The organism is Phycisphaerales bacterium, from assembly GCA_029268515.1.
Classification (GTDB): Bacteria; Planctomycetota; Phycisphaerae; order Phycisphaerales; family SM1A02; genus JAQWNP01.
The window spans coordinates 81,798-106,077 of record JAQWNP010000003.1 but is presented as its reverse complement, the minus strand read 5'-3'; the positions used below and the strand labels follow the sequence as shown (position 1 = coordinate 106,077).

At 51.6% G+C, this 24,280-nt stretch carries 19 protein-coding genes; 15 read left to right on the top strand and 4 right to left on the bottom strand.

Going from position 1 to position 24,280, the window contains the following annotated elements:
• Nucleotides 1–18: 18 nt before the first annotated feature.
• A complete protein-coding gene (trpE, locus tag P8J86_02795; GenBank protein MDG2053612.1) occupies nucleotides 19–1,566 on the top strand; it encodes an anthranilate synthase component I in 1,548 nt (515 codons plus the stop codon).
• Here the strand turns inward: trpE and P8J86_02790 are convergent, their stop codons facing one another.
• Nucleotides 1,567–2,463, bottom strand: a complete 897-nt coding sequence (locus P8J86_02790; GenBank protein ID MDG2053611.1) for an NAD(P)-dependent oxidoreductase — start codon at nucleotides 2,461–2,463, stop codon at nucleotides 1,567–1,569.
• A 49-nt stretch (nucleotides 2,464–2,512) separates the two neighbouring features.
• On the opposite strand from P8J86_02790, the gene P8J86_02785 reads away from it, so the two are divergent.
• From P8J86_02785 to fahA, 7 genes are read left to right on the top strand one after another with little or no spacing between them, the layout of a single operon-like run.
• The gene (locus P8J86_02785) at nucleotides 2,513–6,922 is read left to right on the top strand and encodes a hypothetical protein (protein MDG2053610.1); all 4,410 of its coding nucleotides are present in this window, start codon (nucleotides 2,513–2,515) and stop codon (nucleotides 6,920–6,922) included.
• Between the two features lie 7 nt (nucleotides 6,923–6,929).
• Nucleotides 6,930–7,979 carry a TIGR00730 family Rossman fold protein gene (locus tag P8J86_02780; protein MDG2053609.1) on the top strand — a complete coding sequence of 350 codons (1,050 nt, stop codon included), beginning with the start codon at nucleotides 6,930–6,932 and terminating at the stop codon, nucleotides 7,977–7,979.
• The gene (locus P8J86_02775; GenBank protein MDG2053608.1) at nucleotides 7,976–8,800 is read left to right on the top strand and encodes a hypothetical protein; all 825 of its coding nucleotides are present in this window, start codon (nucleotides 7,976–7,978) and stop codon (nucleotides 8,798–8,800) included. Before P8J86_02780 ends, P8J86_02775 begins: the two co-directional genes overlap by 4 nt.
• 40 nt (nucleotides 8,801–8,840) lie before the next feature.
• A complete protein-coding gene (locus tag P8J86_02770; GenBank protein ID MDG2053607.1) occupies nucleotides 8,841–9,779 on the top strand; it encodes a CDP-alcohol phosphatidyltransferase family protein in 939 nt (312 codons plus the stop codon).
• Between the two features lie 39 nt (nucleotides 9,780–9,818).
• Nucleotides 9,819–11,504 carry a glutamate--tRNA ligase gene (gene gltX, locus P8J86_02765; GenBank protein ID MDG2053606.1) on the top strand — a complete coding sequence of 562 codons (1,686 nt, stop codon included), beginning with the start codon at nucleotides 9,819–9,821 and terminating at the stop codon, nucleotides 11,502–11,504.
• 13 nt (nucleotides 11,505–11,517) lie between these two features.
• Nucleotides 11,518–12,471 carry a hypothetical protein gene (locus P8J86_02760; GenBank protein ID MDG2053605.1) on the top strand — a complete coding sequence of 318 codons (954 nt, stop codon included), beginning with the start codon at nucleotides 11,518–11,520 and terminating at the stop codon, nucleotides 12,469–12,471.
• A gap of 21 nt (nucleotides 12,472–12,492) precedes the next feature.
• Nucleotides 12,493–13,785, top strand: a complete 1,293-nt coding sequence (fahA, locus tag P8J86_02755; protein MDG2053604.1) for a fumarylacetoacetase — start codon at nucleotides 12,493–12,495, stop codon at nucleotides 13,783–13,785.
• Nucleotides 13,786–13,825: 40 nt separating this feature from the next.
• Here the strand turns inward: fahA and P8J86_02750 are convergent, their stop codons facing one another.
• The 3 genes from P8J86_02750 to hppD are packed head-to-tail and all read right to left on the bottom strand — an operon-like array spanning nucleotide 13,826 to nucleotide 17,136.
• A complete protein-coding gene (locus P8J86_02750) occupies nucleotides 13,826–14,665 on the bottom strand; it encodes a glycosyltransferase family 2 protein (GenBank protein MDG2053603.1) in 840 nt (279 codons plus the stop codon).
• Nucleotides 14,666–14,708: 43 nt separating this feature from the next.
• The gene (locus tag P8J86_02745; GenBank protein ID MDG2053602.1) at nucleotides 14,709–15,941 is read right to left on the bottom strand and encodes a homogentisate 1,2-dioxygenase; all 1,233 of its coding nucleotides are present in this window, start codon (nucleotides 15,939–15,941) and stop codon (nucleotides 14,709–14,711) included.
• A 19-nt stretch (nucleotides 15,942–15,960) separates the two neighbouring features.
• Nucleotides 15,961–17,136, bottom strand: coding sequence for a 4-hydroxyphenylpyruvate dioxygenase (gene hppD, locus P8J86_02740; GenBank protein ID MDG2053601.1), 1,176 nt, complete (start codon nucleotides 17,134–17,136; stop codon nucleotides 15,961–15,963).
• A 220-nt stretch (nucleotides 17,137–17,356) separates the two neighbouring features.
• On the opposite strand from hppD, the gene P8J86_02735 reads away from it, so the two are divergent.
• The 7 genes from P8J86_02735 to P8J86_02705 are packed head-to-tail and all read left to right on the top strand — an operon-like array spanning nucleotide 17,357 to nucleotide 24,278.
• The gene (locus P8J86_02735) at nucleotides 17,357–17,680 is read left to right on the top strand and encodes a co-chaperone GroES (GenBank protein MDG2053600.1); all 324 of its coding nucleotides are present in this window, start codon (nucleotides 17,357–17,359) and stop codon (nucleotides 17,678–17,680) included.
• A gap of 30 nt (nucleotides 17,681–17,710) precedes the next feature.
• Nucleotides 17,711–19,006, top strand: coding sequence for a 3-phosphoshikimate 1-carboxyvinyltransferase (gene aroA, locus P8J86_02730; protein ID MDG2053599.1), 1,296 nt, complete (start codon nucleotides 17,711–17,713; stop codon nucleotides 19,004–19,006).
• Between the two features lie 58 nt (nucleotides 19,007–19,064).
• On the top strand, nucleotides 19,065–20,894 hold the full coding sequence (locus tag P8J86_02725) for an ABC transporter ATP-binding protein (GenBank protein ID MDG2053598.1): 1,830 nt from the start codon (nucleotides 19,065–19,067) through the stop codon (nucleotides 20,892–20,894).
• A 5-nt stretch (nucleotides 20,895–20,899) separates the two neighbouring features.
• Nucleotides 20,900–21,802 (top strand): helical backbone metal receptor, encoded by a 903-nt coding sequence (locus tag P8J86_02720; protein MDG2053597.1) that lies wholly within the window; start codon nucleotides 20,900–20,902, stop codon nucleotides 21,800–21,802.
• Nucleotides 21,795–22,805 (top strand): iron ABC transporter permease, encoded by a 1,011-nt coding sequence (locus P8J86_02715; protein MDG2053596.1) that lies wholly within the window; start codon nucleotides 21,795–21,797, stop codon nucleotides 22,803–22,805. The genes P8J86_02720 and P8J86_02715 overlap by 8 nt, the downstream gene beginning before the upstream one ends.
• Nucleotides 22,802–23,599, top strand: a complete 798-nt coding sequence (locus P8J86_02710) for an ABC transporter ATP-binding protein (protein MDG2053595.1) — start codon at nucleotides 22,802–22,804, stop codon at nucleotides 23,597–23,599. The genes P8J86_02715 and P8J86_02710 overlap by 4 nt, the downstream gene beginning before the upstream one ends.
• A 34-nt stretch (nucleotides 23,600–23,633) precedes the next feature.
• The gene (locus tag P8J86_02705) at nucleotides 23,634–24,278 is read left to right on the top strand and encodes a hypothetical protein (GenBank protein ID MDG2053594.1); all 645 of its coding nucleotides are present in this window, start codon (nucleotides 23,634–23,636) and stop codon (nucleotides 24,276–24,278) included.
• The last annotated feature ends 2 nt before the right edge of the window (nucleotides 24,279–24,280 follow it).

The following is a 24,280-nucleotide window of genomic DNA, read 5'->3' as shown; positions in this document are numbered from 1 at the left end:
GGCTACACTGCTGAAGCAATGAGCACCATAGATCAATCCCAGTTTGAGCGTCTCTGCGAGCATGGCAATGTGATCGCTTTGCATCGGCAGATCACGAGTGATCAATTGACTCCGGTTCTCGCGTACCGTCGCTTGGTCGCACCCGACGATCGGCTTGCCCCCAGTTTTCTCTTGGAATCAGTCGTGAACGGCAAGATCATTGGCCGTCACTCTCTCATTGGTTCGCGGCCCATTGTAGAGGTTCTTGCTCGAGGGAATCAGTTGACGGTGATCGATCACCGAGCCGGCTCAAAGGAAGTCAGTGAAGTTGAGAATCCTATTCTTTCAGTCCGCGAGATAACGGGGGACTGGTTGGTCGCCGACGTACCTCCGCCTGATGCGCCCAACTTTCGTGGTGGCTGGGTTGGCTATGCAGGCTATGACACCGCTCGGTATAGCGAGCCAGGGAAGCTCCCTTTTTCAGCGGCACCACTTGATGATCGAATGCTTCCCGATCTGCATTTTTCACTGTATCTCGATCTCATTACCTTTGATCACGTTAAGAAAATTATGACGCTGACCACACATGTTGAGATCGAACGGCACAGTACGCGGGCTGCTGCATTAGAAGTGGCGAATGCCAAGCTCGATGAAATGGAGTTGCGGATTAGTACCTCAGTGCAAGAGTTGCCTGGAGGACGGTTAGACATCGACCTGCGTCAAGGTGCAGGTGAAATGATGAAGTCAAATGTACAGCGCAGCGTGTTTGAAGATTCGGTGCGCCGTAGTAAGGAATACATTGCTGCGGGTGATGTTTTTCAGGTTGTGGTCAGCCAGCGTTTTGAGCGTCGTACCTCGGCGGATCCTTTTGATATCTACAGAGCGCTCCGGGTGGTGAATCCCAGCCCGTACATGATCTACTTACAGGCGGAGGGCACTATTCTCGTTGCATCAAGTCCTGAGTTGCTTGTGCAGACCCAGGACAATCAAGTGATTACCCGGCCTTTGGCAGGCACGAGACCGCGCGGAAAAACGGATGAAGAGGACCTTCGCCATGAGCAGGAACTTCTTGGTGATGAAAAAGAGCGAGCTGAGCATGTGATGTTGGTTGATCTGGGTCGCAATGACCTAGGTCGGGTCAGTGAGATTGCCTCGGTCGAGCTCGATCGTGTTTTGGAAGTTGAGCGCTACAGCCATGTCATGCACTTGAGCTCAACTGTTCGTGGTGAATTGCGGGCTGGACTGGATGGCTGGGACGCGCTTGCTTCCACACTTCCCGTGGGCACCGTGAGTGGGGCGCCCAAGGTGCGCGCCATGCAGATTATTGATGAGTTAGAAACAACGCGCCGTGGCCCGTATGCGGGAGGGATTGGAGTAGCTAACTTTAATGGTGAGGTCGATATGGCCATCGCCCTTCGTACCATGGTCATTCCGACCGCTGAACGCACTCCAGAGGGATGGATGGTTTACATTCAAGCTGGCGCTGGTTTGGTGGCCGATTCTGATCCCAAGCGTGAATTTGAAGAGACTGTTGCAAAGGCGGCAGCATTGGGGCGGGCGCTGGATCTTGCAGAGCGTGCGTTTTAATCAAGCGTCATCGTGAGACTGTTTTATAAGCTCGCGAACATGTTCTCGTATGCCCTCAATACCTCGTGACATGGAAACACCTAATTGACGCGTTGCTTTCTTGCAAAATATATTAGCGCTTTGGGCTGGGCTCTTATGTTCAGGGCTTTGAGGAAGGTCCAGCTCTTCAGCAATCAGCTGAGCCCAATCAGACCATCGAGCATAGCAGTCGGCCATATTGAAAATATGACCGTTCGCTTCGGGATTGCCAATACTTTTGACAACCACGCTGGCAACATCCTCAACATGAACAAATTTGCCGCCACCATTTCGTTGGTATTCGCCATCCTTTGCCATGGCTTTGACGATGGGATGGCCGATTGTTCTTGAGGGGCTTGGGTCAATGCCATAAACAGCAGCTGGACGAATAATTGTGATTGGCTGCTGTGATGCATTGTGCGAGGACCAGAGGTGGGCCTCAAGCGCGGCTTTGCAAGCGCCATACAGGCTGCTTGGGCGCAACGGATGTCTGGGATCAATGATGCCGTTCCACTGAGGCAAAATGGTGTGATGGACGGCCACGGAGCTAATGAGGATGCACTGGCGGGGTGCCATGGCAGCCATGAGTTCGATGCTACGGACCAGATTGCTTTGTAAGTGCTCCTGGAGACCGGCCTTGAGTGCTGCCCAATCAAAGCTGTTGTGGACAAGGCAGTCTGAATCGTCCAGCAGGCTTGGCCAGCAAGAGGGATCAGCCTGATCGCCGACGACAAAGCGGTTCACGTAGGTTTGGATATGATCCCGCCGGGAGGTCGGGCGAACAAGCGCAATCACGCTGTGGCCCGCTTCCGCAGCAGCTCGGCAGATGAAGGACCCTAAAAAACCAGATGCACCCGTTACAGCGATTGTCATGCTCATATGGGTAGAATAGGGTCCCGCACGCTCTTTGCACATGCGATCGAAATCTATGACAGAAACAACACTTATCTCAGAGAGGCCGAGGCGTTGGATATGGTGGTGTGGTGGTGCCGTTCTCGCGATTGCCCTCATTCTCATTGCACTCTGGTTCATTGTGACCAGCGGTTGGTTCTTGGCTTGGATGATCCGCCCTGAACTTGAGCGGCGGCTCGGTGGCAGTGTCACTATTCGCGGAGCCAACTTTGATACTGATGGCACCTTTCAGTTCAACGAACTCATTTTGAGCGTTCCGGACATCGATGGGCCACCTGGTGAGATTCTGCGACTGAACCATGGTCGTGTTGTTCTTGATTCGAGTCTTCTTTGGCGTGGTGAGATCGAGGTTCTGGAGGCAGAGATTGAGCAGGCTTTGATTCGAATTAGCGAGGATGTGCAGAAAATTGGAGATGTGAATATTGCCCATTTGCAGCCCAAATGGGAGGCTATTGATGAGCCGCCGAAGTCGCTTCCATCGCTGGTCACAATCAAAGATGCGACTGTGCAGGTGGGACGCCATCAAGGTGAAGTCTTTGAAGTGGTTGGGCAACGACACTTCAAGGGGCAAATGACGCGATCTGCAAGTGATCAATCACAATATGACTTTGAACTGATGGAGATTGATGCCCCGAATACCGGGCAGAGCTTAGCCTTTGACGGAAGCTGGAACCTCATAACGAGTGAATTCACATCTGCTCTTCATGGATTTCGCCTCGATGAACAAGTGCGAGAAATGTGTCCGCCAGTTGCTCGTGCCTGGTGGGATCAAGTCAATCCGCATGGCGCCGTTGAGCTTCTGGAGTTTACGTCTAGTCCAGAAAAGGGGCTTGGGCTTAAGGTCACTGTGGATGATCTGGCATTGACCCTTCCTATTAATCCTGAGGGGGTCTGGGCTCGTTTTTCAGGCGGAAAACTTTACCCGACCGCCAGTCGGCCAAGAATGCAAGTGAGTCGTGGCACGATTGAGTTAGATCACTCCAAGCTCATTTTTGAAAATATGGTGGGAACGCTAGGTAGTTCTCAGCAGCAAAGCGGACTCGGATCAGTTCCATATCGTTTTGACTTCAAAATGACCGATCTGCCTGAGCCCACTTGGGGTACTGATTCACGTTGGATTGAACAGGTGATTGATGAAGCCCCATTCGTAATGACTTTTTCGACGAAGGGTTTTCAACTCGGGTCAGAAGTTGACGGAAGCAATGTGCCGATCGATCTTCCGTATGCAGTCGCCGATGTTCTGCAGCGATTTCAACTCACCGGTGGTAGCCTTGAGATGGAAATATCGCTCGCTCGTAGTCGATCAGATCAGCCAGGCGAATCGACAGAGATTGCTATCAATGGAAAGACATGGGTTCGAGATGCGACCGGTGCCTATGAGTATTTTCCATATCTGCTTGAGGAAGTAGATGCATATATTGACTTTAATACTGATGCCGCCAACATCCAATTCTTGACTGGTAGCGGCTCAGATGGTGCTACCGTTCGTGTGGCAGGAAACATAACGCCGCTGAATGATGATGCATCAGTCAGTTTGTCAATTGCAACATCTCCAGCACCAATTGATGATCGTCTTCGTGCTGCGATGCCACCAGAGCATCAGAAAATTTTGGATTCCCTGTTTTCCAGAAAGGCATACGAGCTACTTCATAAAGATGGTCTGCTTCCTGATCAGGCATGGCTGAAAGATATAGAAGCAGAGCGAAAGGATATTGTTTCCAAAATAAGAGCTTTGCAGGAACAAGATGTTGCCGACGAGAGGTTGGTTCCACTGCGGATGAAACGTGCCCGCCTCGACAAGCTGTTGGAAATGGGTGCGTTTGACATGGGTGGGCTGGTCGTGCTTGACCTGCATGTCAGTAGAGCTGAGGGTGAGGATAGGCCCACCTTTGTAACGGGTACTGTCGAGGGTAGTAAGGTTGGCCTGCTCTATGAAGAGTTTCCTTATCCGGTCTGGCTGATTGATTCTGTCCTTCGTTGGACCCAGGATGCGATTTATCTTGAGAGTAAATTGCCGGATAGCGAATCAGATGATGGCCTTTATGTCGTGACTTCGGGTGGCGGGCAGGGCGCCATGCGAGGGCGATTTGGCCTTGAGGTGATTGGTGACCAGGTGCTGCTTTCTCCTGAGCTGGATGTGCAAGTTCTGGGTGACCGAGTCACACCATTTCTAGAGAGCGCTATTCCTCCGATAGGTGCTATTCCGCCTGAGGAAACAGACCTGTTGAGTGGGGGCGGAGGCAAGGCGCTGATGTCAGCATTGAATCTCAATGCTGACCTTGATTACATCGGGCAAGTGACAGGCATCAATCCTGATGGAGGTGGAGCGATCTATGACGTGATGGTGCGTCTTGAAAATGGCTCAGCTGTGCCGCAGGGCGATCTTGCGTCCTTGGTTGGCGCTGCCGGTTTATTCTGGCCAGCAGGCTTTTCCTTGACGGATTTATTTGGACGGATTCACGTCAAGCCCGGATCGGTTGAGCTCATTGATTTAACAGGCCGGCATGATAGTGGAGGTGATATAGAGGGCGGTCAGGTCAGTGCTGAAATCAGTATTGCGCGGCGCGTTATTGATGGTGGCAGTGCAGCAGTCGATGCAAAAATCTCGTTTGAGGATCTGGCTCTTGGTTCTTATCTCATTAATTTGGCGCCCACCACCGAACTTGAGCAAGCTCGAAAACTTTGGAATCAGTATCGGCCGCAAGGGCGATTTGATGCTGTTGTCAATCTAGAGTCTCAACAAAGAGGTCCTTCAAGACTTCGTGTAGATATTGTCCCCAAGCAAATGGAACTTAATATCGATGGCTATCATGTTGAGTTTAGTCACACTGGCGGTGCTTTTGACATTAGTGATGCAGCAGTCAGGGCTCAGGAGCTGGCATTTGATGTGACGACTGATAGCCGGAAGGATGGCAAGATCACGCTTAATGGTTCTTATGGTTTGTCAGGAGAGAAGACAGAGGCGTTGGCACTTTCGGGTTCTTGGCTGAGTGGACAGTTTTCCAGTCCAGTGATACCTCAACTTCTGAGATTGATCGGAGATGGCAAGCAGGCTGACCAATACCTTTCATATGATCCAGATGGGCGTTTTAATGCAACATTTCAGTATGACACTCTTCCGGGCCGGTTGCAGACTGATTACGCCCTCGTCATTGAGCCAATCAACATTGGTTTGACCATTCAGGATGTGCGTGTTGTGGCCACACTTGATCCTGGCTCGAGTTTAGTTCTATCGCCCCGGCGTGTTGGTATTACCAAGCTAAGCGGCGCTCTCATGGAAGGTCGATTTGAGGCAATTGGTGATGTTGAGTTTGGTGAAGACCTCTTACTTCAGATGGCATTTGAGTACGATGGACCGCTCAGCAGATCGCTTATGACAACGCTTCTTCCTGCCGAAGCGCGTGATGCGATCGATGCGATTTCTTTCCAAGAGCATGGCATCAGCTCCTTGGCCAATTGCACGCTCAGGATTCAACAGGCCAAAGATGGGCCCAGACATATGCGATTCGGTGGGCGCCTTGAGACATCGGACATCTCCTTCAAGGCCGGGATTGACTTTGGTCGTGTTCAGGGCCGAACAGATCTGGTTGTCACAGCGAATCAGGATGGCACATTCTGGACCGCAGATGGCGTGGTCGATGCGATGCGGTTGCAGGGAAACTTGATTGAGCATGCTGAGTTCGGTGTGGCGATGAAACCAATACTGAATTCTGGTTCCTCCCGTATTGAGTTGAAGTCTGTTATCGGGGAGGCATATGGTGGCACACTGTATGGTCGAGCTTGGTACGACACGGGTAGCCAAGACTACGATGCCGAAGTGGAGGCGATGGATATATCACTCGACCAGTGGTTTGATGACCAGCCGGAAGGCGAGGCTGATCAGGATGAAAAAGCAGTGCCATCAGTTGGGAAAGGTTTGCTCTTTGGTCGATTGAGCGTTGCTGGACAGGGCAGTGACGCTGGCACGCGTCGTGGGCGTGGGTTGATTCAGATTCGTAAGGGGAATATGGCTGACAATCCAGTGACACTAGGGTTGGTGCAATTGGCCCAGCTCGGCCTGCCAGTTGCCAGCCGATTGGATTTTCTCAATGCCCCATTTTACTTGGCAGGAAGCCACTTGTTTTTCGAAGATATTCTCTTGGAGGCGACCGCTGGGGATAGCACTTGGTTGATGCTTAAGGGCGAAGGGACATTAGAGCTGGGTACCTGGGAGCTTGATACAAGGCTTCATTCACGCAGCGGCATGAGCATGTTGCTGAGCCCAATTGCTGATTTGGGCGATCAGTTTATTGCCATCAGCGTAAGTGGGGATCTACGGAAGCCAGAGACGGGCCTTATTGGATTCCCTGGGCTCTCAAATGCCACGCTCTTGGATAATGCGTGGTACCGTCACAGCGAGTTAGGCGACATGCCACCCCAGGAGTAATGAATCGATGGCAAGTGATCCAATTGATGTCCCCGGTGTTAACAACCCAAAGATTGAAGCCAGTATTGGCGAACTGATTGACCGTGTGGGCAGTGGTTGCACCAGTATCGAAAAAGATCTGGTAACGCAGATGATGAAGACCAGCTTAAGAATGTTGCAAGAGACGCATCACAGTGGTCAACTTAAGCTGATGTCCTCGGCGCTAAAAGAAATGCGCTATGCCTATCACATTTTTAATGACTATCAAGATACTCGCAAGGTTTCAATTTTTGGATCAGCGCGAACGCCAAGTGATCATCCTGATTATGTAGCAGCGAGTGTATTTAGTCAGGGGATGGCCAAAGCAGGCTGGATGGTGATCACAGGTGGTGGTGATGGGATCATGAAGGCAGGGCACGATGGCCTCACGTCTCAGAGTATTTTTGGTCTTGCGATACGCTTGCCATTTGAGACTTCTGCAAACGAGATTATTGAGGGTGATTCCAAGCTCATTAACTTTCGTTACTTCTTTACACGCAAGTTGATGTTCCTTACCAATGCCGATGCGATCGTCGCATTCCCCGGCGGGTTTGGAACCATGGATGAATTGTTTGAGACACTCACGCTGGTCCAGACTGGGAAGTCGCACATGCTTCCAATTGTGTTGGTTGAAGGCGAAGACGGTGTTTACTGGAAAAACTGGCTTGAGATGATCAAGGTCAACTTCGTGCAAAATGGCTGGATTAGTCCGGAAGACTTGGATCTTTTTTATCTTGCCCCAAGCCTAGATGATGCTGTTTCTCATATTACGACGTTCTATTCGATCTATCATTCCAGCCGTTTTGTGCGGGGTGACTTTGTGTTGCGACTCAATCAGAGTTTGAGTGAGCAGGCGGTAGCATCGCTGAATAGTGAGTTTTCTGACATTGTCGAAGAAGGCGAAATAACGCAAACTGACGCGCTGCCTGGCGAAACGCTTTGCCTAGATCTTCCTCGTTTGGTCTTTCGTTTTACGCGACGAAACATCGGAAGGTTGCGCATGATGATTGATCGAATCAATGAGCTGGGTAATAAATGAGAGTTCGCGTCTTGGGTTGCTTCTCGCAATTGATCATTATCGCATCATTGTGTTTCATCATCGGGTGTGAATCGGCGCAGGAATCGGCTGATTTAGCCAGTGCGACTGCTGTTCAGCGTGGACAGCGGCATAACCAGTTTGCGGTGCGGTGGGTATTGGTGAGCGACAGTAGCGGTAGTGTTGCCAGTACGCTTGATGCGTTGGCTCCGATTGCTGCAGATGAAATGACAGGTGTTGAATCTCTAAGAGATATGGGAATGCAGATTCGTCAGCTCTCCAACAAACCTGGTTCTGTTAAGGAGGTCGTGCGTAGTCTTGGACCAGCCGCGGCTGATTTGACCACATGGCATGGTGCTATTTATCAATGGCGAGCACTGCTCTTTGTGGCGATGGGGCCAGCTCCACGGGCAGTTGCAGTCGCGGGGCAAATGCAAACGTTGCCCGCAGGGGTGCTCTCGTTGGACTGTCGCGCATGGCCGCTCTTGACTGAGGCCGGTGAGCAGCTCTATTTGGAACTGGTGCCGGTCTATCAAGGGGAGCGATTCGGAGCCGAATCAAAGAGGGGGCTTGCTCGTCGAAGGCAAGTGTTTAGGTCAGCTGCAATCACGCTGTTGCTGCGAGCGGATGAGGCTTACGCCATTTCGAGTGCCTGCCCAGATTCAGCCCCAGCGAGTGTGCCAGCTGGGCCAGTTGATCCGCTTGATGTTCACGGGGATCGGCAGTGGACGCTTGGAGAATTGCTCTTCACTCGGGACATGCCGGAATCGGGCCGAGGCGTGCTTATTATCCTTCCGTGGGGTGCGGACCAGGCAAACTTTTAGCATGCCGACGTACATTGGCGGTCAAGGCTAGGATGCGTAGATGGAACTTGGCAACGGACATGATCGACCGGTTGGTGTTATGGAATCTTCTCTTGAGAACGATCCGGATTCCCCGCGCTCACGGCGACGCCTTCCATCGCCAGTTATCGCGCCCACGCTCCTGACTCTCGGAAACGTTATTGCAGGCTTTGCTGCAATTTATTTTGCGGCGAAGCCTACTGAATATAGTGGACCATTTGGTTGGTCGAGCCTGACCTGGGCTGCGGTATTGGTTTTGGTTGGCCTCTTTCTCGATTCTATTGATGGAATGGTCGCACGGATGACCAATGGAATGAGTGAGATGGGCAACCAGCTTGATGCGATGGCAGATCTCATTACCTTTGGTGTGGCGCCTGCTTTTGTCGTGCTACGGCTCACAAGTAATTACATCGGCCCTGAGAGCGATATGGTGGCAGGCCCTGATGCAGATAATATTGTGGCTAAGGTTGTTTGGGCAATCGCAGCACTTTATGTTTGCTGTGCGGCACTGCGTTTGGCTAAATTCAGCGTGGCTCATAGTGATGATCTTGAAACATCGACAATGACCTTTGAGGGACTGCCCTCTCCTGGTGCGGCAGGGACAGTTGTCAGTCTGATTATTTTCCATCAGTATTATCTGGGCCCATTGGGTCCAAATGAACCGCCAACCTGGTTCCCACAGTATTCGGCATTTGTCATTCCCTTAGTGATGCTTCTATGCGCCATTGGAATGGTCTCAGCTATTCCATACCCACATTTTGCCAATCGATTTTTGAAGGGCAAAAGTACCGTCAGCTATATCATTCGGCTTGCGGTCATCATGATTTTGATTGTGGTCGAGCTTGAGGTGACCTTGACAGTGAGCTTTGTGGTGTACGCCCTCTCTGGGCCCGCATGCAGTTTATGGCGATGGATGCATCGCAAAAAGAAGCCAGAATCATTGGGCCAACCTGGGAGCTAATCGACGGCAAGCCCGCTGCTGGTTAGGCTTTGCCTGATTATGTCACCACAAGAGCTTATTCGAACCCGTTTTGCACCGAGCCCATCTGGGCACCTCCATGTCGGTGGCGCCCGAACCGCTATGTTTTGCTTAGCCTTTGCCAAGCGATATGGCAGCGATCATGGTCAGATGCTTTTGAGAATCGAGGATACCGATCAGCGCCGCAGTTCTGACGCTGCTAGCATGGCCTTTCTTGAGGATTTGGAATGGCTCGGTATATCTTGGGACGAAGGGCCCAAGTTTGGAGACTCAGGCGGCGGAGATACTGGGCCATACTTTCAATCAAAAAGACTGAGTATCTATGAAGAGCATTTGAATGGTCTGCTTGAGAGGGGGCAGGCATATCGAGCCTTCGAGACAGCAGAGCAACTTAATGAAAAGCGAGCCGAAGCCCGTGCTGCCAAGCAGCCATATCGTTATGACCGGGCGGCGCTAGAACTCTCGGAAAAGCAGGTCAGTGATCTACTGGCTGCTGGTACGCCTTACGTTGTTCGTTTTAAGGTGCCTGATGAAGCTATTACTGTTCATGACGAAGTGCTTGGTGAGGTCAGGACAGAGGCTAGGCAACTTGATGACTTTATTATCTGGAAGGCCGATGGCTTCCCGACCTATCACCTTGCAGTTGTGATTGATGATGCTTTGATGGGCGTGACACATGTGATTCGGGGACAAGAGCATCTGAACAACACGCCGAAGCATGTGGTGCTGCAAGATGCGTTGGGATTTGATCGTCCCATTTATGCTCACCTCTCCTTGATCATGAATCCAGATGGTTCAAAGATGTCCAAGCGAGATCAGGACAAGGCACTGCGGCGAGCAGTCAAGGAGGCTGGCTTGGAAGAGTCGCCGAGTGGGGCAAGTGGCCCGGTGATTGAGGCAGCTAGCTGGTCAGCTTGGCTTGCGAGAAAGGATGCTCAGTTACAGCCAGACGAGACCGAGCGGCTTGCACAAGAGCTGGGCGTCCAACTTCCGGAAATCAACGTCAACGATTTTCGGCGGGCGGGGTATCTTCCTGAGGTGTTACTCAACTACTTGGCATTGCTTGGTTGGTCGCCTGGTGGTGACCTTGAGCAATTCGACATGGCCTTTCTTATTGAGAATTTTGATCTCAAACGGGTTGTCAAGAGTCCCGCAAGATTCGATCGAGACAAGTTGCTGGCCTTCAATCTAGACGCGATTCAGGCAATGTCTAGCAGTCAATTTGAATCTCGCCTGCGTACCTACTGCGAAGCAGAGGCGCCATTGTTCATCGAACAGCTTACTGATTTGCAGTTCAAGCAGGTTGCGGCATCGAATCAAGAGCGATCAAAGACGCTACGTGACCCAGTCGATGCCTGCCAGTTTCTGGTGTTGCCAACAGAGTCGATCAAAATTCAGGACAGCAAGTCTGTGAGGCGAGCAATGGCTGGAGGGCCGCCTACAGGTGCGGATCATTTGCGACAGCTCAAGAGTCAGTTAGCTGATTTAGATCTATGGGATGTTGCAACACTTGAGGGTGTTGTTGAGGCATATGCACAAGAACACGCTGATGGCAAGCTTGGAAAAGTTGCTCAGCCTCTGCGCGTTGCTGTCACGGGCACAACGGTCAGCCCACCAATTTATGACACGCTGGTGATGTTAGGGCAAACAGGGACAATAGCTAGAATAGAACAGTGCCTGGACCAAACTGGTTCACATGCGAAATGAAATGGTGGAAATCATGGGCAACGAAAATTCCAAAGATGGCATCGGTCAAGATACCGCAATGACCGGCGCTTCAGGTGCTGTTGCAGCGGCACTCTTAGATGGATTAATTGATTATGCAGGACTGTTTCCACCGGCGGACCTTTCACTTGAAGCCATGGTCGATCATTACGCCTCGTACCTAAAGTGCGAACAATCATGGGTTCTTGGACGAGTATTGGTTCCAGTGGGAATGCTTGAGGCGTTTGCATCATTGGCGCCGTTGCCTCGTGATCAGGGCGATGATCCCTGGTGTGTCAATGCCCTGGTGAGTCCTTCGGGCGATGCTCAGTTGTCCAATGATCTGGATGTGATTTCTGCTTTTAATCATAAGCACAGCGATCCAGCCAACGGCCACTGCCTCGTAGATGCTGTTGACCTAAAGGCATCTGATGCTCTTTCAATCGATACCGCTCTCGATTTAATGCCCGACGAACTGATGCCATTTTTCGAGCTGCCAGTGAATTCTGATATTCGGGGCCATGTTGCAGCGCTTTCTGGTTCAGTGGCTGGAGCGAAAGTGCGAACAGGAGGCATTGTTCCTGAAGCGTATCCATCGCCAGAAGCGGTATCGGAATTCTTGTTGGCATGCATTAGGGCAGACGTGCCTTTTAAAGCGACTGCAGGGTTGCATCATGCATTGTGTAGTCGCAATGAACAGGTCGGGGCTGACGAATTTGGTTTTCTCAATGTTTTTCTTGGTGCAGCACTGGCTCGCGCATGTCGATTAGATCATGAAGAGCTTGCGGAAGTGCTTCAGGAACGATCGTCTGAAGCATTTGTCTTTGAGGAAACAAGTATAAGCTGGCGTAATCATGAGATTGGAATTGAGGAGATCGTCCAGTCTCGAATAGAAGGGGCCATTAGCTATGGCTCATGTGCATTTGATGAACCACTGAACGATCTCCGTCATCTTGGGCTGATCATTTGATATTTTAGAAGGCATAAACTCTTGGGACGAATAGACCATACGCACGATCCATCCCTACAAAGCTGGGTTGAATCTGCCAATAGAACAGACAGCGACTTTCCGATACAGAACTTGCCATTTGGTGTTTTTCTGGGTGATGATCGCCAAGGTCGAATTGGTGTTGCCATTGGCGATCAAATTCTTGACGTCAGCAAGGCTATTGAGACTGGCTTGCTTGGGGATCTTTCCGGTGAAGCTGCTTGTGCTCTTTCTGCAACCACGCTCAATAGTCTGATGTCGCAAGGGCAGACTGTATGGAGCCAGGTGCGATCAGTCTTGTCAAAATTTCTGTCTAAAGCCGAGCAGCCAAATCCCGAGTGTCTTGTGCCCATGGCCAGCGCTACCATGATCATGCCGGTCGATATCGGTGATTACACAGATTTCTATGCATCGAGACATCACGCAACAAACCTGGGCAAGATGTTCCGCCCTGATGGCGATGCTCTGTTGCCCAACTACTTGCATCTTCCGGTTGGTTACCACGGTAGAGCGAGTAGTGTTGTTATTTCTGGGACATCAATTCAGCGACCTCAAGGGCAACTTAAACCCGAAGAGGGGCCTCCAGCATTCGGTCCGTGTCGCTTGCTTGACTACGAGCTTGAGTTTGCCGCGTTTGTGGGTGAGGGTAATCCAATTGGCACGCGTGTTGAAATGGATCAGGCGATGGATCATTTCTTTGGCTTGGTCATTCTCAATGACTGGTCAGCACGGGATATTCAGAAATGGGAGTATCAGCCGTTGGGGCCATTCAACGGCAAGAACTTCGCATCAAGTATTAGCCCTTGGGTTGTCACCATGGATGCCTTGGCGCCCTATCGGAGCTCTGGGCCAGCGCGCCTGCCAAGTGATCCTGAGATGCTGCCATACCTGAGGCCTGTTAATGATGACGCACTTGAGGTGACTGGTCAGGTATCTTTGGTATCTCAGCAAATGCGTGAGCAAGGACTAGAGGCCTTTGAGCTCAGCCGCGGTTCGCTTGGGGAACTGACTTGGACGTTTGCTCAAATGCTCACTCATCACACGAGTAGTGGTTGTCCAATGCGGCCTGGTGATTTGTTGGGATCAGGCACCGTGTCTGGCACGACCAAGGACACTTGGGGCAGCATGTTGGAATTAGCCTGGCGCGGGACCGATCCGATTGATCTTCCAGACGGCACACAACGAAAGTTACTTCAGGATGGAGATGAAGTCATTATGAAGGCTTGGTGTGAGTCAGAGGGTGCCGCGCGAGTTGGCTTCGGTTCATGTCGTGGCGTTATCACGCCAGTGATCTAGCGAGACGCCACGGCGTTTTGCGATGGTCTTTCGTGCGGGCTTAAAATTGCTCTCGCGTGGTATTGTCTCGAATCCAGATCTTTTGCCCGCTTTTTATGGCAGCTTTGGCCAGTTGCCTCTCACGGATCTTGACGAAGGCATAAATGGCAAGCGATGGCCATTCCCAGGGGCGAATGAGCATTCGCACAAGCGAGCTGGCAACCTGTGATTCATGATTATCGGTGAGTTCTGGATAGTGTTGGAAGAGTTCATAGATGCCGCGGCGAACACGTCCCTGTACCTTGATCATCGCCTTGATGTCCCGCGGTGGCATGACAGTCGCCACTGCTTCGCGCACAGTAATGGCCTCAAATTGTTTGAAGTGGCCATGTACAAAAGCATCATCAGCCATAATGTCTGGAAAGCGTCCCCATCGGTGGCGGCCTTCTTCTGTGAGTGCAAAACATCCGCTGCCATTGGGGGCGCCGTGTCCAAAGTAATGGTTAAAAGACTCTGCTCGCATGAACAGTCGCATAGGAAGTGATGTATTTCGCATGTTATAGACAGGCAGGGGCGACACGATGGGGTGGGGGCGGCCGCAGAGTGTGAGGAGTTCTGTAACGGCGCCAGGGGCAAGATGTATGTCAGCATCTAAGTAAATGCGCGGAAACGTAGTAACATGTTCCTCTCCCAGATTTATCGCATTGCATTTTCCTGGTACATCTGTGGAGATCACTTTGATGCGTGGGCTTAATGAACGGGCAATCTCTTCGGTGCGATCCGTGCAGGCATTCGCAACAACTACGATCTCAAGATCATCTGCAGCATCAGCAAGAACACCAAGCAGCGTGCGCTTGATGGAAAATTCTTCGTTATATGCTGGAATAATAATACTTGGCATATTTTGCCTTGGCGACGAAATTTATATCTAACGCCTGACCCTGTTAGGACCAAGTGTCCGTGGTTGTACTGTCGTGGTCTTTGTTTTCAGGTTTCCATGCCGCCCACGATGCCGGGTAGTTGGGGTCGTCTAAGCCGAGCGCTGCCTTGGTTGGAAAAAGAGGTCGGAATGTGTCGCACATCACGGCCAGTTCATCAGTCCATGTCGCACCAAGGCTTTTTTCAACCGTGCCGGGATGAGGGCCATGCGGAATACCTTGAGGATGGAGGCTGAAGGAGCCTGAAGAAATTCCTTTTCGAGCTTTGTAGTTTCCTTCTACATAATAAAGCACTTCATCGGAATCGAGATTGCTGTGGTTGTAGGGCACTGGAATTGCCAGTGGGTGGAAGTCAAGTGTACGGGGGCAGAACGAGCAGATTACAAAGTTGTGACCTTCAAAGGTCTGATGTGTTGGTGGCGGCATATGATGTTTGCCAACGATGGGAGAAAACTCATCAATATTGAAGCAATATGGGTAGTAGCATCCATCCCATCCAACAATGTCGAGCGGATGGTAGTCGTAGATATAACTGTGGACACGGTCTCGAGCCTTAATGCGCACTTCAAATTCACCCGCTTCGTCATAGGTCAACGGCAACGTTGGAGTTCGAAGATCACGTTCGCAGTAGGGTGCATGCCCTAGGAACTGGCTTGTCTTCTTTGACATGTATCGCGCTGGCGGCAAGATGTGCGATGTATTCATGGTCTCGAAACAAAGGAATCGCGGGTCTGGATCATCTGGACTTGCTTTCGCATCAAAGGTCATTCGGTAGATCACGCCCTTTGGAATGACGACATAGTCCTTGGGCCCAAACTTGAGTGTGCCCATGCTTGTATAGAGTGTTCCTGAGCCATGGTGGATAAAGAGTAGTTCATCTCCAGAGCCATTCTTATAGTGATAATCCATTGTTTCCGCAGGCAAGCAGATACTCATTTCTACATCAGCATTGCCAAGCAGGACCATGCGGCCTGTTACCGGATCGCCAGCCGGTTTCATTCCCTGTGACTGAATATGACGCATGCGCATGACATCGGTTTCCACAAACTCAGTTGCAGTGGAATAAAGCAGCTTCCAGCCAGTTACCTGAGTGGGCGCATGGATGTGATACATGATCGAAGTTGGGCCAACAAAGCCTTCGGTGCCGAACACCTCTTCGCTATAGAGCTCGCCGGATGGCTGGCGAAACTGTATGTGCCGTTTTGCTGGAATCTCGCCGAGCTGGGTGTAGTAGGGCATATGTGCTTCCTGCCATCAATTAGAGATTGCCGCGGCGTTCCTGTTCCAGTTCGAGCGACTCAAACAGCGCCTTAAAATTGCCTTTGCCGAAACTCTGGCTGCCACGGCGGCAGATAATTTCGAAGAAGAGTGTTGGTCGATCTTGCAGCGGCATCGTAAACAACTGAAGTAAGTAGCCTTCATCATCTCGGTCGACAAGAATGCCTAGTTCCTGAACCTTTTTGATGCACTCGTCGATATCGCCCACGCGGTCCCAGACAATTTCATAGTAGGCTTCAGGGATATTGAGAAAATCGACGCCTCGACGTCGCAGTTCGGCAACAGAGGCCAGTTCATCATCGGTTCGAAAAGCGAGGTGCTGAACGCCTGGAGAGTTGTTGTGCCAATCGAGATATTCCTCAATCTGGCTCTTCCTTCGGCCTTCGGCCGGTTCATTAATTGGCATCTTGATGAGGTGATTTCCTGACGCCATGACCTTACTCATTAGTGCAGAATGTTCGGTTGAAATATCGTTGTCATCGAAGTGTTTGAAGAGTCCAAAGCCCATGACATTTTCGTACCAGTTCACCCACTGATCCATCTTGCCTTCTTCTACATTGCCCACGCAGTGGTCGAGGAATTTGAGGCCGCACGGATTGGCTTTGTTGTAGTCATTGATTGACAAGTGGTGGTGCTTATAGCCAGGCATAAACAGCCCGCCTTTTTTTACCTTGGGAAGTTCATAGTCGCCATGGCGTGACACAAAGCTGTGAATAACCTCGCCATAGGTTTTGATACCGGCCATGACAACACGGCCGTTCTCATCAGTCGCTTCATATGGCTCGTAAGCGCTTTCGCCACCATTGGCGCATGCTTGCTTATAGGCTCGCTCGGCATCGAACACGCTGAAGGCAATGTCTTTGACCCCGTCGCCAAATCGATTGATGTGTTGTTGCGATTCGCCATCAGGGCAAAGTCCTGTGGTCAGGACGATTCGAATATTGCCTTGAGTCAAGAGATATCGGGCTTCTTTGCGGGCGCCAGTGGTGAGGTCACTTATCTGTGAGATATCAAAGCCAAAGCAGCTGGCATAGAAGTAGGCAGCTTGCTTTGCATTTCCGACGTTAAATCGCACATGATCAACATCTATCAGATGAAGTGGATCCGTGCTCGGGGCCGGGCTTTGCTTTGCGGGTGTCGGGGTTCCTTGAACCATAACTCGTTTGCTCCTAGATCACGCCACCACACGGAGAAACATCCGAAAGTAGGGGGAAGTATGGCCAGCCGTGATTGATTAGATCATTGTAAGGGCTGTTATGGTTGCTGTGGTGTAGCTTTTCGGCCCAAACTTATCCATTGGCTGTTATGGGGCCATGTTGCTCGCTTCTTGTGATTGTAGGTGGAGGCATCATGCGTTTCTTGGCTATGATAGGGGGATGGCAAAGGTACCCCAGAAAAAGCGTATGGCGATCGAGACTGTTGAGCCCATTGGAGATCGGGTTCTTATTCGCAAGGATGAGGATAAGAAGATTACGAAGGTTGGTATTCACCTGCCGGACAAGCTGGAGATTCCAACCCTCACTGGACGGATTGTGGCAATCAGTGCACAGATCGCCAATGATGAAGATTATCCTGTTGCTCAGTATGACAAAGTGCTCTTCAATCCCAAGCAGGGCATTCCTGTAGATTTTGAGGGTGACAACCGTCTCTTTGTCATACCAATAGCTGACGTGGTCGCCGTCTTTCGCAAGGGCGACTGATACGCTTGCTGATCCATCACCGAGTCCAATATGAAAGTTATTCCCCGTCATCGTCAGGCTTTTGATATCCCTGTGAGTGTGCCTGGATCAAAGAGCCTCTCAAATAGGGCGATCGTGATGGCAGCGCTGGCGGAAGGTCGATCCGTTTTGCAAGGAGCGCTGCGCAGTGATGATACGGATGGACTTCTCAAGTCGCTCAATGACCTTGGCGTGAAGTCAATCTATGAGGGTGAAGAGCTGGCGATCATTGGGTGCAGTGGTCGTTTGCCTTATGGTGGCGAGGTTCATTTGGGGCATGGGGGCACACCAAGTCGCTTTATGATGGCGGTTGCGATGCTCGCTTCGGAGGCGGTTGGAATAGATGGTAGTGCTCGTATGCGAGAGCGACCGATTGGGCAGCTCTCAGACTTCCTGAGTCAGATGGGCTGTGGCATTGAGTTTAAGTCTGCATCAGACCATCTGCCGTTAGTGATTACGCCGCCTTCCCCGCGTGATGTCATCAGTCGACTCTCTATTGGAGAGGTAGATTCAAGTCAGTTTGTATCTGCACTCTTGCTCATTGGTGCACATTTGCGAGATGGCTTGACCTTGCGGTATTCGAAACCATTGACAAGTCGACCATACATTGACATGACGCTGGATCTGCTCCGTGCTTGGGGGCAAATGCCTGTGGTACTTCCGATTGATGGGCAGGCTTCATGTGGTGGGGTTTTCTTTGTGCCTCCCAAGAACGTTGCTGGTCGAACCTATCAGATTGAGCCAGATGCAAGTAGTGCTCTCTATTTCCTTGCCGCAGCAGCAATGATTCCAGATGCAGTATGCAAAGTTGAAGGTTTGTCAGGGCACAGTACGCAACCTGATATGCATGTGCTCGAGGCTCTTTCAGAAATGGGCGCTGTTGTTGAACGCCAAGAGGCTTCCGTTACAGTGCGTGGCCCCAAAGAGTTGCGAGGTATTGAGTTTGATGCTTCAAGCTGCCCAGATGGGGCGGTCATGCTTGCCGTTCTTGCTGCGACTGCAAAAACGCCAAGTTGTATATCTGGATTGCAGACATTAAAGATCAAAGAAAGTGATCGTATTACGGCAATTGTTACCGAGCTCAATCGGCTTGGAGCTGATGCCCAAGGGGGGGCGGATTGGATACAGATCAAGCCCCAGCGATTCCCAGAAACACCTGTTCTGATCCGGACCTATGATGATCATCGGATGGCGATGGCTTTCGCGGTTCTTGGCCTTTGGCGGGGTGGTCTATCGATTGAGGATCCTGCCTGCGTCAGGAAGAGTTTTCCAGAGTTCTGGACGATATTTGAGATGCTGATTCAATAACACATAAAGGGATGTAGCCAGGCCAACCAGGGCACTGGCACATATACTGCCCCAACTTATGGATCGATCTTTCTGGCATTTTTCAAGGCAGTTGTTCCGTTACCGCACCCTGATTATTTGGGCAATCATCTTCGCCTTTATCTCAGCTGCTGGTTTAGGTGTTGGGCTGGTTAGCCTCGGGCCTGTCGTTGCAGAAATTGCGAATCCCGATGCAGCTAATTCTTTACGAGCACAAGCCAACAACTTTAATGCGGCTGACCACATGATCTCTATTCCGCAGTGGCTGGTCAGCATCCTGCCAACGGATCCATTCAATGGTGTCCTCTTCATGATGGCATTCCTCGCCGTCCTGACTGTGATCGGCGGGCTGGCCAACTTCTTGCATCTTTACCTGAGTAAGCTGGTCATCATTCGAACGATCGCAAACATCCGACAGGACGCATTCGATCAAGTAATTGCTATGCCGCTTGGCCGAATTATTAGCCGTGGCCCCTCAGAGTTTATTGCGAGAATCATTCGCGACTCGACGGCCCTGCAGGTTGGCTTTAACTCTCTTTTGAGCCGTGCGCTGGCACAGGTGACAAAAGGGGGTGCCGCGTTGATTGCGGCAATTGTGATCGATTTTCGTTTGGTCATAGTGGTCATTATTGTTGGGCCGTTCCTGATGTACTTCCTTAGAAAAATTGGTAAGCGTATCCGTCGTGGTACGCGCGGTTCGTTGGAGGCGCAGGAAGATTTACTTCGCGTGGCCAGTGAATCCCTGCAGGGCATGAGAGCAGTCAAAGCGAATACAGCTGAAGTTCGGGCAAGCCGTCAGTTTGATTCAGGGAATCAGAAGGTGGTTCAAAACGAATCAAAGGTCGCATTGATGCGTGCGCTCTCCTCGCCAGTTGTCGAGTGCCTGTCAGTCTTTGTTGTTGGCGTGCTGGCGATCATTGCAGCTTCTCAGATCATTAATGGAACGCTCGATTTTGATCGGTTCCTGCTTGGCATCGCCACCATTGCCATTGCTGGTGCCTCTTTCCGGCCACTCGCTGGGCTTGTTAATGAGATTCAAGCAGCCAGTGCACCGGCGAGTCGCCTGTTGGATATGCTTGGAGAGCAGCCTGAAGTGGCCAAGGGATTTAAAGCGCCCGTATTGGCTCGGCATTGCCAATCGATACATTTTTCGGATATCTCTCTCTCTTATCCTGGCGCCGACCGAAGTGCGTTAGAAGAGGTCGATGTCAATATCAAATTTGGACAGCGTGTTGCCATTGTCGGGCCAAATGGCAGTGGCAAGACAACGCTGGTCAGCCTTTTGCCTCGACTGATTCTTCCCGATGCCGGTTCAATCTGTATTGACGGCACCGATATTTCAGGTGTGGACTTGAAGTCACTCCGTTTACAGATAGGTGTTGTTACCCAGGAGACCGTTCTCTTTCGGGGAACTGTCGCCGAGAATATTTCATTTGGGCGAGAAGGAACGACACGAGAGGAGATCATCGAGGCCGCTCGGCGGGCACATGCAGATGAGTTCATTAACCAGCTGCCAGGTCACTATGATGCCGACTTGGCTGAACAAGGGGCCTCACTCTCTGGTGGACAACGGCAGCGACTGGCCATTGCCCGGGCAATCCTTCGTGATCCCACCATTCTGATTCTCGATGAAGCAACCAGTCAGATTGATGCACATTCGGAGGCGATGATCAATCAGGCGCTCAGTGAGTTCTGTCAGGGCCGTACTTCTCTCGTTATTGCCCATCGATTGTCTACCGTTCTCAATGCTGATTCCATAATCGTTTTGGATAATGGACGCGTCATCGACCAGGGATCACATGAGGAGCTCCTTTCTCGTTGTGATACCTATCGCCGTTTGAGTCACACTCAACTACAGACGACGACGTGAGGTGGATGATGGACTCTGTTAATGGCATCAGCACCCAGGGCAGCAGGCTTATTTCCTTTTGTGTGTTGCTGATTCTGATGACATTCCAGCTCATCATGCACACATCTTGTGCCGAGTCGTCGTCTCCGGATGATAGAAATGATCTGCGAGTTATCTCGTTGAGTCCTGCGTTGACGCGCACTCTTGAAGACATGGGGTTTGCTGATGTTGTTGTTGGTTGCACGCCCTTTTGTAGGCCTGAAAATCAACGAGCTGTCATTGTCGGCGATCTTTATGAAGTTGATTATGAAATGATGGTAAGGCTGGATCCCACGCATGTGGTTGTCCAGGCAACTGCCGCAGGGCCACTTCCTGAGCTTCACCAGTTGGCTGAGTCCCGGGGCTGGGGTATTGGGAGTTGGCCAGTCAACAACTTGGCTGATATTCGCGCCGTGCTCGCTGAGTTGCCAGAATTATTAGATGGAAAGGGCCAGCAGCAGTCGCGGAAACTGATAGCCGCGATGGATACGATTGGTGCCGGTGCACAACGCTGGTCTGGTCGGACTCTAGTTGTCACTGGTGGGCAGCCGCTCTTGGCGTTTGGTCCTGACACCTATATGGGGGAACTGCTGGCAGGCTTCGGCGTGCCGAATGCTCTGGAATCAGGAGCGTGGCGAACTTTGTCGGCGGAGGATGTGGTACGAATCGATCCCAAGGGCGTCATTGTGGTTGGAGCGGCTCAAGGGTCTGCTGTGGTTACTATTGAGATGCTTCCAATTGATGCGGTCTCTCAAGGGCGCGTCGTGCTACTTGATCATCCTGAAGCATTGATCCCCAGTAGTCGTGTCATTGAGGTGGCGACTGCGCTCAAGAAATCTATTGCCCAACTTGCAGAAGCGGATTTGCAAACGAGTACTTCTTATGAGTAAGCCACACAAGAGACAGGACCGTTTGTGGTGGATACTCGCCTTGTTTGTCGTGGCCATCGCGGTCTGTATCTTGCGATTGCTTATTGATCGCACACCCCAGGGTGAGGTTTCTTTGGCATGGCCTCAAGCCGGCCCGCAAGGATGGGCGGTATTCCGCTGGACAGCACTCGCCGTTGCCGCCATCGTAGGCTGTAGCCTCTCCACCTCGGGCGTGATGTTGCAAGCCCTTCTTCGCAATCCTTTAGCATCTCCATTCATTCTCGGGCTTTCTGCGGGAGCAGGCCTTGGTGTGATGATTGCAATGTATATAGCGAGCGAGAAACCAGGCGTTGGCGATCAAATGCGTGTCGATGCTGTGCCCGCTCTTGTGGGCGCGCTCAGTGTGATGTGTATTGTCTATTTGTTGGCACAGCGGCGGGGTGTATTAGACCCGCTCACACTTATATTGGTTGGTGTCATTGTCTCTGCAATTTGTGGCGCCGGCATTATGTGTGTTCAGTTTCTGGTTCCAACTGGAACCCGCGGTGAGTTTATGGGTTGGCTGATGGGCTCAATACCTCAGATTGTTTCCGGCCCAACTTTGGTCATTGCAGGTGGCATTGCATTGGGCGGCGTTCTGATTGGGCTGCTGATGGGGCGTGCTATGGACACAGCATCGCTCAGTGATGCCGAAGCACGAAGTGTCGGGCTTTGGATTGGCTGGCTGCGGCTGCTCTTGTTTTGTGTTGCTGGAATTCTCACCGCGATGACTGTAGCGCTTGCGGGGCCAATCGCTTTTGTCGGTTTGGTAGCGCCGCACGTTGGTCGTTTGTTACTTGGGCCAAAGCATGGGGGGCTGGTGATTGGCTCGGCTTTCATAGGCATCGCTTTGGTTGTCGGTGCAGATGCGGCAAGACAGGGCCTCGATCTTGGAGCAGGGAGAATGCCGATTGGCGTCTTCACTGCTTTATTGGGTGGTCCGCTATTTCTCTGGTTACTCTTGTCGGGACGGGGGCAAGCATGACCATTTGTGTAGCGAACCTGCATGTGAGCTATGGGCGATGGCGGGCCCTGCATGATGTCAGCTGTCAGGCCGAGGCGGGCAAGATTACCGTTGTTGTTGGCCCAAATGCGTCAGGAAAATCAACATTGCTCAGAACGATCGCTGGCGTGCAGCGACCGAGTCACGGCCGGATCACCATTCGAAGGCGAGGGAGCGTTCGTTCTATCAAGAGGCTCAGTCCAAAGAAGCGTGCAGCGGCTTTGGCCTACGTGGCGCAGCGCCCGACAATTTCAGCTCGCTTCTCAGTACGCCAAGTCGTTTCATTGGGGCGATATGCCTTGGGGCGGTCCGAAGATCGCGTAGATTGGGCCATGGAAATGGTGGGCTTGCAGCAAAGTCTTTTTCATCGACCTTTCGCAGAACTTTCTGTGGGGCAGCAACAATTGGTAGCCGTTGCTCGAGCGCTGGCTCAGCTTGGGCCTGACCCCCAGAAGCCATTCGATATGTCGGGGCGTTATCTCGTGTTGGATGAACCGACTGCAGCACTAGACCTCAAACATGTGGGGGCTGTGTCTGCTGTTGCACGAATGCTTGCAGATGCAGGAGCAACCGTTCTGATGGCTCTCCATGACCTGACCTTGGCTGCCCAGGCTGGTGATGAGGCTTGGCTCCTCTCTCAGGGCAGATTGATGGCTGCTGGAGATGTTGATCAAGTCCTTGAGCCTGGGCAGTTATCCGAGGTCTTTGGATGCGGTTTTCGTTTGGTAAGAGAGGTGGGTGGGGGCAGCTACTTACTGCCGGCCGCGCATTTGTGAGCGTTCGTGCGGATGGGGCTATACTGTCTACGCGATGCCTTCATGGGATATTCTCATCTTCCTGATCATTACGGCTGTATCCGTCGTTGGTGGCTTTTTACAAAAAGCCAATGACAAGAAGAACAAGGCAGCCCGTAAAACCGCCATCGCGCAGCAGAGCAAAACATCGCGTGCAGAAAAGTCACAAGCCGAATATAAAAAGTTTCGCACTTCGGTATTAGAGAAAATGGCGTCGAAATCGCCAGTAAAAAAGACGACTCAAGTTCGGGCAGGAGGGCGTTCGCCCGCGGCCCCAAAGGTGGCAGTCTCTCAAGTATCTGGCTCCGGTGTGCAAGCTTCAAGGCTCCAGAGGCGTCCGTCGGCCAAGCCAGTCAAACCAGTCAAGACGCCGGCGATGAGCTCTTCTAGAGCAAAGAAGCTTGGGACACTGCAGTCGCCAGCAGCTGCTCCGACGGCTCAGTTGCCAGCGACTGCTCCTGCGGCTATTTCTGCCCAGTCCAATGATGACCCGTTTGCCGCGAGCGAAAGCAGGCCCTACGTTGTAGATCAGGGCGAGATCGGACATCGCATTCATTCGCGACTCTCAAATCGCCAGGCTCTGGCAGATGCTGTTTTGCTGGCCGAGATCCTCTCGCCACCACGCTCGCTGCGTGAATATGGCCACGAAGATCGCCAGTAAAG

What these genes read in the sequence shown, in the direction of transcription:
- P8J86_02785 (MDG2053610.1), top strand. Translation starts at nt 2,513, where the DNA reads ATGACAGAAACAACACTTATCTCAGAGAGGCCGAGGCGTTGGATATGG.
- P8J86_02735 (MDG2053600.1), top strand. Translation starts at nt 17,357, where the DNA reads ATGGCAAAGGTACCCCAGAAAAAGCGTATGGCGATCGAGACTGTTGAG.
- trpE (MDG2053612.1), top strand. Translation starts at nt 19, where the DNA reads ATGAGCACCATAGATCAATCCCAGTTTGAGCGTCTCTGCGAGCATGGC.
- P8J86_02745 (MDG2053602.1), bottom strand. Translation starts at nt 15,941, where the DNA reads ATGCCCTACTACACCCAGCTCGGCGAGATTCCAGCAAAACGGCACATA.
- P8J86_02790 (MDG2053611.1), bottom strand. Translation starts at nt 2,463, where the DNA reads ATGAGCATGACAATCGCTGTAACGGGTGCATCTGGTTTTTTAGGGTCC.
- P8J86_02725 (MDG2053598.1), top strand. Translation starts at nt 19,065, where the DNA reads ATGGATCGATCTTTCTGGCATTTTTCAAGGCAGTTGTTCCGTTACCGC.
- P8J86_02715 (MDG2053596.1), top strand. Translation starts at nt 21,795, where the DNA reads ATGAGTAAGCCACACAAGAGACAGGACCGTTTGTGGTGGATACTCGCC.
- P8J86_02775 (MDG2053608.1), top strand. Translation starts at nt 7,976, where the DNA reads ATGAGAGTTCGCGTCTTGGGTTGCTTCTCGCAATTGATCATTATCGCA.
- hppD (MDG2053601.1), bottom strand. Translation starts at nt 17,136, where the DNA reads ATGGTTCAAGGAACCCCGACACCCGCAAAGCAAAGCCCGGCCCCGAGC.
- P8J86_02750 (MDG2053603.1), bottom strand. Translation starts at nt 14,665, where the DNA reads ATGCCAAGTATTATTATTCCAGCATATAACGAAGAATTTTCCATCAAG.
- P8J86_02770 (MDG2053607.1), top strand. Translation starts at nt 8,841, where the DNA reads ATGGAACTTGGCAACGGACATGATCGACCGGTTGGTGTTATGGAATCT.
- P8J86_02760 (MDG2053605.1), top strand. Translation starts at nt 11,518, where the DNA reads ATGGGCAACGAAAATTCCAAAGATGGCATCGGTCAAGATACCGCAATG.
- P8J86_02780 (MDG2053609.1), top strand. Translation starts at nt 6,930, where the DNA reads ATGGCAAGTGATCCAATTGATGTCCCCGGTGTTAACAACCCAAAGATT.
- P8J86_02710 (MDG2053595.1), top strand. Translation starts at nt 22,802, where the DNA reads ATGACCATTTGTGTAGCGAACCTGCATGTGAGCTATGGGCGATGGCGG.
- P8J86_02705 (MDG2053594.1), top strand. Translation starts at nt 23,634, where the DNA reads ATGCCTTCATGGGATATTCTCATCTTCCTGATCATTACGGCTGTATCC.
- aroA (MDG2053599.1), top strand. Translation starts at nt 17,711, where the DNA reads ATGAAAGTTATTCCCCGTCATCGTCAGGCTTTTGATATCCCTGTGAGT.
- P8J86_02720 (MDG2053597.1), top strand. Translation starts at nt 20,900, where the DNA reads ATGATGGACTCTGTTAATGGCATCAGCACCCAGGGCAGCAGGCTTATT.
- gltX (MDG2053606.1), top strand. Translation starts at nt 9,819, where the DNA reads ATGTCACCACAAGAGCTTATTCGAACCCGTTTTGCACCGAGCCCATCT.